12 protein-coding genes are annotated in these 11,651 nt (G+C 65.1%); 2 read left to right on the forward strand and 10 right to left on the reverse strand.

Features of this window, described 5'->3' with window-relative positions; translation table 11 throughout:
- Nucleotides 1-143 precede the first annotated feature (143 nt).
- From KUV49_RS20965 to glpD, 9 genes are all read right to left on the reverse strand, one after another.
- Nucleotides 144-1,862 carry an extracellular solute-binding protein gene (locus tag KUV49_RS20965; RefSeq protein WP_222452825.1) on the reverse strand — a complete coding sequence of 573 codons (1,719 nt, stop codon included), beginning with the start codon at nucleotides 1,860-1,862 and terminating at the stop codon, nucleotides 144-146.
- 81 nt (nucleotides 1,863-1,943) lie between these two features.
- Complete coding sequence (locus KUV49_RS20970) at nucleotides 1,944-2,216, reverse strand: DUF2160 domain-containing protein (RefSeq protein ID WP_222452826.1); 273 nt, start codon at nucleotides 2,214-2,216, stop codon at nucleotides 1,944-1,946.
- Nucleotides 2,217-2,388: 172 nt separating this feature from the next.
- Nucleotides 2,389-2,685 (reverse strand): GIY-YIG nuclease family protein, encoded by a 297-nt coding sequence (locus tag KUV49_RS20975; RefSeq protein WP_222452827.1) that lies wholly within the window; start codon nucleotides 2,683-2,685, stop codon nucleotides 2,389-2,391.
- A 338-nt stretch (nucleotides 2,686-3,023) separates the two neighbouring features.
- Nucleotides 3,024-3,896, reverse strand: a complete 873-nt coding sequence (locus KUV49_RS20980) for a carbohydrate ABC transporter permease (protein ID WP_261391645.1) — start codon at nucleotides 3,894-3,896, stop codon at nucleotides 3,024-3,026.
- Nucleotides 3,897-4,010: 114 nt separating this feature from the next.
- A complete protein-coding gene (locus tag KUV49_RS20985) occupies nucleotides 4,011-4,880 on the reverse strand; it encodes a carbohydrate ABC transporter permease (protein ID WP_222452828.1) in 870 nt (289 codons plus the stop codon).
- Nucleotides 4,880-5,215: a hypothetical protein gene (locus KUV49_RS20990; RefSeq protein ID WP_222452829.1), complete on the reverse strand. Its 336-nt coding sequence runs from the start codon at nucleotides 5,213-5,215 to the stop codon at nucleotides 4,880-4,882. Before KUV49_RS20990 ends, KUV49_RS20985 begins: the two co-directional genes overlap by 1 nt.
- The gene (locus tag KUV49_RS20995) at nucleotides 5,215-6,297 is read right to left on the reverse strand and encodes an ABC transporter ATP-binding protein (RefSeq protein ID WP_222452830.1); all 1,083 of its coding nucleotides are present in this window, start codon (nucleotides 6,295-6,297) and stop codon (nucleotides 5,215-5,217) included. Before KUV49_RS20995 ends, KUV49_RS20990 begins: the two co-directional genes overlap by 1 nt.
- 13 nt (nucleotides 6,298-6,310) lie before the next feature.
- The gene (locus KUV49_RS21000) at nucleotides 6,311-7,399 is read right to left on the reverse strand and encodes an ABC transporter ATP-binding protein (RefSeq protein ID WP_222452831.1); all 1,089 of its coding nucleotides are present in this window, start codon (nucleotides 7,397-7,399) and stop codon (nucleotides 6,311-6,313) included.
- 11 nt (nucleotides 7,400-7,410) lie between these two features.
- Nucleotides 7,411-9,012, reverse strand: coding sequence for a glycerol-3-phosphate dehydrogenase (gene glpD / locus KUV49_RS21005; RefSeq protein WP_222452832.1), 1,602 nt, complete (start codon nucleotides 9,010-9,012; stop codon nucleotides 7,411-7,413).
- Nucleotides 9,013-9,260: 248 nt separating this feature from the next.
- Here glpD and KUV49_RS21010 point away from each other — a divergent pair, with 248 nt between their 5' ends.
- Both KUV49_RS21010 and KUV49_RS21015 read left to right on the forward strand, forming a co-directional pair.
- Nucleotides 9,261-10,022 (forward strand): DeoR/GlpR family DNA-binding transcription regulator, encoded by a 762-nt coding sequence (locus tag KUV49_RS21010; RefSeq protein WP_222452833.1) that lies wholly within the window; start codon nucleotides 9,261-9,263, stop codon nucleotides 10,020-10,022.
- A gap of 271 nt (nucleotides 10,023-10,293) precedes the next feature.
- Nucleotides 10,294-11,307 carry a sensor histidine kinase gene (locus KUV49_RS21015; protein WP_222452834.1) on the forward strand — a complete coding sequence of 338 codons (1,014 nt, stop codon included), beginning with the start codon at nucleotides 10,294-10,296 and terminating at the stop codon, nucleotides 11,305-11,307.
- Between the two features lie 49 nt (nucleotides 11,308-11,356).
- On the opposite strand, the gene KUV49_RS21020 is transcribed toward KUV49_RS21015, so the two are convergent.
- Nucleotides 11,357-11,602, reverse strand: coding sequence for a MoaD/ThiS family protein (locus KUV49_RS21020; RefSeq protein WP_222452835.1), 246 nt, complete (start codon nucleotides 11,600-11,602; stop codon nucleotides 11,357-11,359).
- Between the last annotated feature and the right edge of the window lie 49 nt (nucleotides 11,603-11,651).

The raw sequence follows: 11,651 nt of genomic DNA on the forward strand, positions 1-11,651 counted from the left end.
TGCCTGAACTGCGTTGTGTGAGTGTCCAAGGGGAGAGGTCCCGGGTCAAGCCCGGGACGGGGATGGAAAAGAGGGCGGGGAAACCCCCGCCCTACGGTGATTTCACGGTGTAGGCCGGGGATTTCCCCGGCCCGGGACCGCCGTTACTGCCAGCTGGCGACCAGTTCGTCATAGGAAACGGTCTTGGGTTCCTCGTCCTCGTTTTCCAGCTTGGCATAGGGTGCGCCTTCCTGGTCGTACCAGGTCTGCGGATCCTGCTCCTCGTTCATCACGGGGCCGAGATCGCCCTGCACGCCGGCACGCTCCAGCCGTTCCAGCACGCGCTCCTGGTCCGCGCAGAGGCTGTCCAGGGCCTCCTGCGGGGTCTTGGCGCCGGACATCGCGTCACCGATATTCTGCCACCAGAGCTGGGCCAGTTTCGGGTAGTCCGGGATGTTGGTGCCGGTGGGCGACCATGCGGTGCGCGCGGGGGAGCGGTAGAAGTCCACCAGGCCGCCCAGCTTGTCGGCGCGTTCGGTGAAGCTTTCGTGCTGGATGGTGGATTCGCGGATGAAGGTCAGGCCGACATGGCTTTTCTTCACGTCCACGAGTTTCGAGGTGACGAACTGCGCGTAGAGCCAGGCGGCCTGTGCGCGATCTGTCGGGGTGGATTTCATCAACGTCCAGGAGCCCACGTCCTGGTAGCCGACCTTCTGGCCCTCTTTCCAGTAGACGCCATGCGGCGAGGGGGCGAGGCGCCACTTGGGCGTGCCGTCCTCGTTCATCACCTGCTCGGAGGCCACCAGCGGCGGCACGAAGGTGGTGTACATGAACATCTGCTGGGCGATCTGGCCCTGCGCCGGGATCGGCCCGGCCTCGGAGAAGGTCATGCCGGCGGCGGCGGGCGGCGAGTATTTCTGCAGCCATTCGATCGCCTTGGTCACGGCATAGACGGCCGCGGGCGCGTTGGTGGCTCCGCCGCGCGCGACGCAGGAGCCGACGGGCTGGGAATTCTCGTTCACCCGGATGCCCCATTCGTCGACCGGCAGACCATTGGGCTCGCCCACGTCTCCCATTCCGGCCATGGACATCCACGCATCGGTATAGCGCCAGCCGAGCGACGGGTCCTTCTTGCCGTAGTCCATGTTGCCGAAGATCTCGCCCTCGACGCCCATGTGGCTGAGGTCGCGGCCGGTGAAGAACTCGGCGATATCCTCGTAGGCCGCCCAGTTGACCGGAACGCCCAGCTCGTAGCCGTATTCCTCCTGGAAATCGGCCTTGTTCTTGTCGTCGTTGAACCAGTCGTAGCGGAACCAGTAGAGGTTCGCGAACTGCTGGTCGGGCAGCTGGTAGAGCTTGCCGTCGGGTGCGGTCGTGAACTGCGTTCCGATGAAGTCGTCGAGGTCGAGATTGGGGCTGGTGACGTCGGCGCCTTCGCCTTCCATCCAGTCGGTCAGGTTGCGCACCTGCTGGTAGCGCCAGTGGGTGCCGATCAGGTCGCTGTCGTTGACATAGGCGTCGTAGATGTTTTCGCCCGACTGCATCTGGGTCTGCAGTTTCTCGACCACGTCGCCTTCGCCGATGAGGTCATGGGTGACCTGGATCCCGGTGATGGCGGTGAAGGCCGGGGCGAGCACCTGGCTTTCGTATTCGTGGGTGGTGATGGTTTCGGAGACGACCTTGATCTCCATCCCCTCGAAGGGCTGGGCGGCGTCGATGAACCATTGCATCTCGGCTTCCTGCTCTTCGGGGGAAAGCGCGGTCATTTCGGCGATTTCGGTCTCGAGAAACTCCATTGCCTCTTCCATGCCGGCCCATGCGGCACTGCCCGTGAGGGCAATGGCCGCCGCCAGCGCGGTGGTCGATTTCAGGTTCAGGGTCATTTGGTTCCTCCCATTGGTCTTTCTGAACTCAGGTTGCGTGTGGCGGCCCGCTGGGGCGGATCGCCGGGGGTTGGCGCGCGTCTAGACCCAGCGGAATACCGCCGCGGCATAGATCGCGCAGACGATCAGCGCGTAGGGCTGGTTCTGGCCGACAAGGCCAAGCCACGCGAGATTGATGAAGGCGCTGCCCAGAAGCGTGATGAAGAGCCGGTCGCCGCGGGTGGTCTCGATGCGCAGGATGCCGGTGCGGGGCGTCTCGGGGAATTTCAGCGCGAGGATCGTGAAGGTTACGAGGAGCAGGGCGATGACGCCGAAGAAGGCGGCGGTGGGCCAGGTCCATGCCATCCAGTCCATTATGCGGCTCCTTTCAGCGGTGCGGGCGTCATCGTCCGGCTTGACCGGACGATCTCTGGCCGTGGAGATCCTCGGGTCGAGCCCGAGGATGACGGAGTGCGCGAGAGGGACAAGGACCCTCGGGGCGGGCCCGAGGATGACGGGGGTGGGGTTTCAGGTGACGCCGCCGTTTTCAATCCGCCGCGATATCCTCCCACAGGTCGCGCCAGCCGGGGTTGGCGGCTGCAATGAGGTCGAGCTTCCATGCGCGCTTCCAGCGTTTCAGCGCCTTTTCGCGACGGATCGCTTCGGTGGGCTCTGCATGATGCTCGAACCAGACCAGCTGTGTCAGGTTGTAGCGGTCGGTGAAGCCCGGGATGATGTGGCCGCGATGTTGCCAGATCCTGCGCCGCAGGTCGTTTGTCACACCGATATAGAGCGTGCCGTTCGGCTTGTTCGTCACGATATAGACGTACATGTCCCTGGGCATGGGGGGCCTCGGATGTGGCGAGGCGCTCCTTCGGAGAGATCCTCGGGTCAGGCCCGAGGATGACGGGAGTATGGTTAACGATCCGTTGCACTAGACCCTCCCCAGGGCGGAGCCCTTGGCGATGTCGGTTCGGCAAAAATCTATTTCTAGCGTGGGGGCTGAGTTTCGTCTGCCCGGCCGCAGGACGGGCCGCGCCCGACCCTCCCCCCGGGAGGGCGCATTGCGGTCGTTTCGCTCTGAAGTAATGTTTCGCGTAATGTGGATGCTTCGCACCGAACGGATGTTTCGCATGCCCTCCCAGGGTCGGGCGCGGCCCATCCTGCTATGTTGGAGCATCATCACACCCTCCCCAGGGCGAAGCCCTTGGCGATGTAGTTGCGGACGAAATAGATCACCAGCGCCCCGGGCACGATGGTCAGGACACCGGCCGCCGCCAGCACGCCCCAGTCGATGCCCGCCGCCCCTTGGGTGCGGGTCATGATGGCGGCGATGGGCTTGGCGTCCACCGTGGTGAGCGTGCGGGAGAGCAGCAGTTCGACCCATGAGAACATGAAGCAGAAGAACGCTGCGACGCCGATGCCGGAGGCGATGAGCGGCATGAAGATCTTCACGAAGAAGCGCGGGAAGGAATAGCCGTCGATGTAAGCGGTTTCGTCGATTTCCTTGGGCACGCCGCGCATGAAGCCCTCGAGGATCCACACGGCGAGCGGCACGTTGAAGAGGCAATGCGCCAGCGCCACGGCGATGTGGGTGTCGAAGAGGCCGACGGAGCTGTAGAGCTGGAAGAAGGGCAGGGCGAAGACCGCAGGCGGCGCCATGCGGTTGGTCAGAAGCCAGAAGAACAGGTGCTTGTCGCCCAGGAACGTGTAGCGCGAAAAGGCGTAGGCGGCGGGCAGGGCCACGGCGAGCGAGATGACGGTGTTCATCACCACGTAGATGAGCGAGTTGATATAGCCCGAGTACCACGCCGGGTCGGTCAGGATGGTGGCGTAGTTTTCCAGCGTCAGGTTGCGCGGCCAGAGCGTGAAGCTGTTGAGGATCTCGAAATTGGTCTTCAGGCTCATGTTCAGGAGCCAGTAGATCGGCAAGAGCAGGAAGACCAGGTAGAGGCCCATCACGATGGCGCGGGTATTGACGCGCGCGCGGGTGCGGCGGTTGCGCCCGCTTGGGGCGAGCTTGCCGGGGATCCGGTCGGTGGTGGCGTCGGTCATCGGGTCGCTCCTCGGGGTGCGTCATCCCGGGCCTGACCCGGGATCTCCTTGACGGGAGAGATCCCCGGGTCGAGCCCGAGCATGACGGGAAGAAATCTGTCAGGGCGCATCGGCTCATGTCCCCCGTTTGTCGAGATTGACCATGACGGTATAGAACACCCAAGAGATCAGCAGGATCACCAGGAAATACATCAGCGAGAAGGCCGCCGCCGGGCCGAGGTCGAACTGGCCGAGGGCCATCTTGACGAGGTCGATGCTGAGGAACGTCGTGGTGCTGCCCGGGCCGCCGCCGGTGACGACGAAGGGCTCGGTATAGATCATGAAGCTGTCCATGAAGCGCAGGAGCACGGCGATCATCAGCACGCCCGCCATCTTGGGCAGCTCGATATAGCGGAACACCTTCCAGCGCGACGCCTGGTCGATCTTGGCGGCCTGGTAATAGGCGTCCGGGATGGATTGCAGGCCGGCATAGGCCAGGAGCGCCACGAGCGAGGTCCAGTGCCAGACATCCATGACCACGACGGTGACCCAGGCGGCATAGGGGTCCTGCGTGTAGTTGTAATCGATGTTCAGGGCCGCCAGCGTGTGGCCCAGAAGGCCGATATCCACGCGGCTGAAGATCTGCCAGATGGTGCCGACCACGTTCCACGGGATCAGGAGCGGCAGGGACATGAGGACAAGGCAGACCGACACCCAGACGCCGCGCTTGGGCATGTTGAGGGCGACGAGGATGCCCAGGGGCACCTCGATGGCGAGGATGATGGCGGAGAACATCAGCTGCCGGCCAAGCGCGTCCCACATGCGGTCGGAATTGAGCAGTTCCTCGAACCATTCGAGGCCGGCCCAGAAGAACTCGTTGTTCCCGAAGGTGTCCTGCACGGAATAGTTCACCACGGTCATCAGGGGGATGACGGCGGAGAAGGCCACGAGGATCAGCACCGGCAGGACGAGGAACCAGGCCTTTTGATTGGGGGTCTTGTCCATCAGGCGGCCTCGTTGGTTGTGGAGCGGGCGTCCTCATCCGGCTTGACCGGATGATCTCTGTGGCGGGAGGTCCTCGGGTCGGGACTTAGGGTGACGGTGGGAGGGGTGGCGGGGAGGTCCCGGGTCAAGCCCGGGACGGCGGTGTGCTGGGTGGCTGGGAGGTCCCGGGTCAGGCCCGGGACGGCGGTGTGCTGGGTGGCGGGGAGGTCCCGGATCAGGTCCGGGACGGCGGTGTGCTGGGTGGCTGGGAGGTCCCGGGTCAGGCCCGGGACGGCGGTGTGCTGGGTGGCGGGGAGGTCCCGGATCAGGTCCGGGACGGCGGTTTTCTGGGACATCAGGCGGCCCTCCCTTGGGGCGTCACGCGCCAGTCGTTGGCGTAGACGTTGACATGGGCGGGATCAAAAGCGACGCGGGTGGCGTCGGCGCGGACCTCCTCGGCTTCGTCGGCGATGATGTTGATCGGCGTTCCGAAACAGTCGGCGCGGATGATCTTGTGGCGGCCCACGTCCTCGATCCGGCGGACCTTGACGGGCAGGCCCTCGCTGTCGGAAAGCCGGGCGAATTCGGGACGGACGCCAAGCTCGACGCGGCCTTCGAGGGGGGCGTAGGTGTTGGCGAGGGAGAGTTCGGCGCCGTTGATATAGGCCTGATTTCCTTCGACTTTCGCGGGGATGACGTTCATGCCGGGTGAGCCGATGAAGTAGCCGACGAAGGTGTGTTCGGGGGTGTTGAACAGGTCCTCGGGCGTGCCGATCTGCACCACGCGGCCGTCATGCATGACCACGATCTTGTCGGCGAAGGTCAGCGCCTCGGTCTGGTCGTGGGTGACGTAGATCATGGTGTGGCCGAACTGTTGGTGCAGTTGCTTGAGTTGCGTGCGCAGTTCCCACTTCATGTGCGGGTCGATGACGGTGAGCGGCTCGTCGAAGAGAAGCGCGTTGACGTCCTCGCGGACCATGCCCCGGCCCAGGCTGATCTTTTGCTTGGCGTCCGCTGTCAGCCCGCGCGCCTTGCGGTTCAGCGTGTCCTCGAGCCCGATCATGGTGGCGATTTCCTGCACGCGCTGGGCCACGTAAGCCTTGTCGGCGCCACGGTTTTTCAGCGGAAAGGCGAGGTTCTCGCGCACGGTCATGGTGTCGTAGACGACCGGGAACTGGAAGACCTGCGCGATGTTGCGCTCGGTCGTGGGGGAATGCGTGACGTCGACATCGTTGAAGAGGATGCGACCCCGGCTGGGCTGCAGGAGCCCCGAGATGATGTTGAGCAACGTGGTCTTGCCGCAGCCGGACGCGCCCAGGAGAGCGTAGGCCTCGCCATCGGTCCAGTCGTGGTTGAGCTCCTTGAGGGCGAAGTCGTCCTCGGAGGTCGGGTTGGCGAGGTAGCTGTGCGCCAGGTTGTCGAGCGTGATCTTTGCCATGTCCCTCAGCCCCTCAGGCGGCCAGCGCGTAGGCGGCGGGGGAGACCAGGTCGCCGTCGTCGCTGAAGATGTAGATATGCGCCGGGTCCAGATAGACCGGCAGGTCGCGGCCCGGTTCCAGATCGTGAATGCCGTGGATCACGCCGACCCAGCGGGTGCTGCCGTGGTCGAGGTGGATGAAGGTTTCAGAGCCCGTGAGCTCGGTCACGCTGAGCTGCGTGGTGAAGCGCATGGCGGCGTCGGTATGCTGTTCGATTTCCAGGTGGTTGGGGCGGAAGCCGGCGGTGTAGCGGCCCTCGGGCAGCTCGGCCATCTTGCCGGTGGCGGGCAGGGACTGGCCCTCGCCGAACATCAGCTTGCCGCCGGTTTTCGAGATTTGCAGGAAGTTCATCGGCGGGTCCGAGAAGACCCGCGCGGTGGTGGCATCGGCCGGCTGGCGATAGACCTTCGGCGTGGGGCCGAACTGCGTGACACGGCCTTCCCAGAGGGTGGCGGTGTGGCCGCCCAGCAGAAGCGCCTCTTCGGGTTCGGTGGTGGCGTAGACGAAGATCGCGCCGGATTCCTCGAAGATGCGGGGGATCTCGATGCGCAGTTCCTCGCGCAGCTTGTAGTCGAGATTGGCGAGCGGCTCGTCCAGAAGAACGAGGCCGGCGTTCTTGACCAGCGCGCGGGCCAGGGCGCAACGCTGCTGCTGGCCGCCCGAAAGTTCGAGCGGCTTGCGGTTAAGCATGGGGGTGAGTTGCAGCATCTCGGCGGTGTCGCGCACGGCGCGGTCGATTTCGTCCTTTGGCTTGCCCGACAAGCGCATGGGGCTGGCGATATTGTCGTAAACGCTCATCGACGGGTAGTTGATGAACTGCTGGTAGACCATGGCGACGCCGCGATCCTGCACGCGCATGCCGGTGACATCCGTGCCGTCCCAGAGGATGCGGCCCGTGGTGGGGACATCAAGCCCCGCCATCAGGCGCATCAGCGTGGTCTTGCCCGCGAGCGTGGGGCCCAGGAGGACGTTCATCGTGCCTTTTTCCAGCGTGAGGTCGGTGGGGTGGATATGCATCTCGGCCCCCACCTGTTTCGACACGTTGTCCAGAACCAGCGTCATCGGTTGCGTCCTTATTCTGCCGCCGCGGCGACGATGCTGTCGCCTTCGGGGTTGGCTTGCATCCAGTCCTGCAAGTCCTTGATTTCACTATCCGACATGCGCAGGCCCAGCTTGCTGCGGCGCCAGACGATATCCTCGGCGGAGCGGGCGAACTCGTGGGTCATGAGCCAGCGGACCTCGCGTTCGGTCAGGGTGGCGCCGAAGGTGCGGCCCAGGTCGGCGGCGGTGGTCGCGTCGCCCAGAAGGGTGCGGGCCTCGGTTCCGTAGGCGCGGAGCAGGCGGTAGGCCCAGGCTTCGGTCAGGAAGGGGTAGTCGGCCTGGAGTTGCGCCGCCATGTCGTCACGGTGCTCGACGGCGAAATCGCCGCCGGGCAGGGCGGCGTCGGCGGTCCAGTCGGCCGTGGCCTTGGGAAAATGGGCGGCGAGCTTGGCCACCGCGGCCTGGGCGAGGCGGCGGTAGGTGGTGATCTTGCCGCCGAAGATGTTCAGCAGCGGCGGGCCGTCGGTGTCGAGCTTGAGCACGTAGTCGCGGGTGGCCGCCGTCGCCGACTTGGCGCCGTCGTCATAGAGCGGGCGGACGCCCGAGAAGGTCCAGACGATGTCGTCCTGGGTGACGGGGGTCTCGAAATATTCCGAGGCGAAACTGCACAGGTAGTCCCGCTCGGCGGGGGTGCAGACGGGGCGCGTGCCCGGGTCGGGGTGGTCGGCATCGGTGGTGCCGATGAGGGTGAAATCCTGTTCGTAGGGGATGGCGAAGATGATGCGGCCATCGGTGCCCTGAAAGAAGTAGCACTTGGGGTGGTCGAAAAGCTTGCGGGTGACGATGTGGCTGCCGCGCACGAGGCGGACGCCTTCGCGGCTGTCGATATGGGTGACGTCCTGGATGATGTTGCCCACCCACGGTCCGCCGGCATTGACGAGCGCGCGGGCGCGGCGGGTCAGCAGGGCGCCGGTGGCGGTGTCTTCGAGGTCGATCTCCCACAACTCGCCCGCACGGCGGGCGCCGGTGACGCGGGTGCGGGTGAGGATCTCGGCGCCGCGGGCGGCGGCGTCGCGGGCGTTGAGCGCCACGAGACGCGCATCCTCGACCCAGCAGTCGGAATACTCGAACGCCTGTCTGAAATGAGATTTCAGCGGTGCGCCCTCGGGCGTGCCGTCGAGCGAGAGGGAGCGGGCGGCGGGCAGGATCTTGCGGCCCCCGAGGCTGTCGTAGAGAAAGAGACCGAGGCGAATGAGCCAGGCCGGGCGGCGGCCGCGCATCCAGGGCATGATCTTTTCCAGCAGGCGCGAGGTGGGGGTGCCGCCCTCGAAGCGCATGTCGCGGTGATAGGGCAGCACGAAGCGCATGGGCCAGCTGATATGGGGCATGTTGCGCAAAAGGACTTCGCGCTCGATCAGGGCTTCGCGGACGAGGCGGAACTCGAAATATTCGAGGTAGCGCAGGCCGCCGTGAAAGAGCTTGGTCGAGGCCGAGGAGGTGGCGGAGGCGAGGTCGTTCATCTCGGCCAGGGTGACGGAAAGACCGCGGCCGGCGGCGTCGCGGGCGATGCCGCAGCCGTTGATTCCGCCCCCGATGACGAAAATATCGCTTATATTTTCGGGACTTGGGTGCATCCATCCTCCCCAGATGCCGCCGGAAACCGTGCCCGGTAAGTGAGCACGTTCAGGTTGATGGAGTCAAACGCTTCTTTCGTTTTTGTTCGGTTTTTGGAAAATCAAGTTAAGTCAGTATCTTAGGTCGCATGTATGCGCCGCCGCATGGACTTTCTGCGGCTGCGAAATGGTCCCCAGGCCCGGATTTTTCTTTGACATGTGCGAAAATTCCGCGAAAACGAAAAAACCCGAAACTATGGTTCAGGCGCATGTCACAGACTTTTCGTCATCCCGAGATCCTCGAGATCGCCCGCAACGAGGGCAAGGTCACGGTCGAAGGCCTTGCCGAGCGGTTCGGCGTGACGGTGCAGACCATCCGGCGCGACCTGACGGACCTGGCCGAGGCCGGGCGGCTGGAGCGCGTGCATGGCGGCGCGGTCATGCCGTCGGGCGTGTCCAATATCGGCTACGAGGAACGGCGCGGCCTGAACGAGACCGCCAAGCAGGCGATGGCGCAGGTCTGCGCGCGGGAGATCCCCGACGGCGCGTCGGTTTTCCTGAATATCGGGACCTCGACCGAGGCCGTGGCGCGCGCGCTTCTGAGCCACCGTGACCTGATGGTGATCACAAATAATATCAATGTTGCCAATATTTTGGTGGCCAATACGGAGTGCGAGATCGTGGTGGCGGGTGGCGTGTTGCGGCGCTCGGACGGGGGGCTTATCGGCAACCTGACGACGCGGGTGATCGAGCAGTTCAAGTTCGATTATGCCGTCATCGGCTGCTCGGCGCTGGACAATGACGGCGACCTTCTGGATTTCGACGTTCAGGAGGTTCACGTGAGCCAGTCGATCATCGCGCGGGCGCGCCGGACCTTCCTGGTGGCGGACCATTCGAAGTTTCACCGCATGGCGCCGGCGCGGATCGGGTCGCTGGCAGAGGTCGACATGTTCTTCACCGACCGGCCGGTGCCCGTGCCCGTGGCGGAGCGGTTGAAGGAGTGGGAAACGGTCTGCCGGGTCTGCGGGTAAGGCGTTTTCGAGTCGGGTTCGTTTCGAAAATCCGGGAGGCGGCGTGGGTTTTCACCCACCCTACGCATCGCGGCGGGCGGTGTTGAATGAGGCGAAACGGCGGGACGCGCGCGGGAGGTCCCCGAAAGCACGCCCGTGACGCCTTGTGCGGCATCGCGCCGGACTTGCCCCGGGAGCCGACTGGCGGCAGGATTTTGCCTGAGAATGAAAATCTGCGTTGCGTTTAAACTGTGACATTGACGGCCCCCTGTAGCGCCCCGAAACACATGCCATGACGAGAGACTTAGAGACCCCGCTGAACATCCCCCTGACATCCGACGACATGGAACTTGGCTTGAGGGTCGCCCGTGTCGGTTTGGGAAAGGTGGATTACCGCGCCGACACGCTGCGCTGCGACTCGCTGGCGGCGGAGTTCTTCGGGCTGGACGCGGGCGTCGAGGTGCCGCGGTCGGAGTTGCACGCGCGGATTCATCCCGAGGACTGGCCGCAGGTGCAGGAGGGGCTGGAATGCCTGTTGTCGCCGGAGAATCCATTGCAGGTGCTGGACATGACGCACCGCATCCTGGTGCCGGACGTGCCGCTGCGCTGGGTCAACGCGCGCAAGCAGGTGACCTATGATGCCGACGGTCTGCCGGTGGAGGGGGTCTTCGCCATGGTCGACATCACCGCGCAGGAGATGGCGGAGCGCCGGGCGCAATTCCTGATCGGGGAGTTGGGGCACCGGGCGAAGAACCTGATCACGGTGGTGTCGGGGATCGTGCGGCAGCTGGCGCGGCATTCGCCGCCCGAGGAGGTCGCCGACCGCCTGCTGGCGCGGCTAGCCGCGCTGGGCCGCAACCAGGAAGCGATGATGCACGATGCCGGGAGCCGGTTCGGCCTGCGCGAGATCTTCACCGAGCAGGTAAGGCCCTTTTCGGGCGCGGCGCGCGAGCGGATGGTGCTGGACGGGCCGGACCTGATGATTTCCAGCAATGCGGCGCAGATCCTGGGCATGGTGACCCACGAATTGGCGACCAACGCGGCGAAGTACGGAGCGCTGTCGGAAGAGGGCGGGCGTGTGGTGGTGACCTGGACTGTGACCGGGGACGAAAACCCGGATTTCGCGCTGGAATGGGTCGAGCGTGGCGGGCCCAAGGTGACCGGGACCAAGACGGCGGGCTTCGGCACGCAGGTGCTGACCAAGCTGACCGAGGGGGCGCTGGGGGCCAGGACCGAGGTGACGTTCGACACCGAGGGGCTGGTCTTTCGCCTGCGCGCGCCGCTGTCGGCGCTGTCGCGCGACTAGGGCGGGTGCGGTTCGGCGCTGCGCGAGCCTGTGTCGCTGTCGAAACGGGTCAGCCGCCCTTGAGGCGCGCCAGCAGAACGACCTCGCTGTCGGGCCGGATGGGCTGGAACCAGTTGTCGTTATAGACGCGTCCGTCGATGGAGACCGACACGCCTCGGTCGAGCTGGGGTTTCAGGCCGGGGTATTTCTGCGCCAGCCCGTCGAGCAGTTGGCGCAGGTTGTCCGCCTCGACCTCGACCTCGCGGGCGTCGTCGGTGAACCGGGCGAGCGAGCCCCATATCGTGACTTGTACCATGAGGGGTATCTTGGGGCCGGAAGGTCCCGGGTCAAGCCCGGGACGGGGG

It is taken from the genome of Roseovarius atlanticus (assembly GCF_019802205.1).
In the GTDB taxonomy this organism is placed as follows: Bacteria; Pseudomonadota; Alphaproteobacteria; order Rhodobacterales; family Rhodobacteraceae; genus Roseovarius; species Roseovarius atlanticus_A.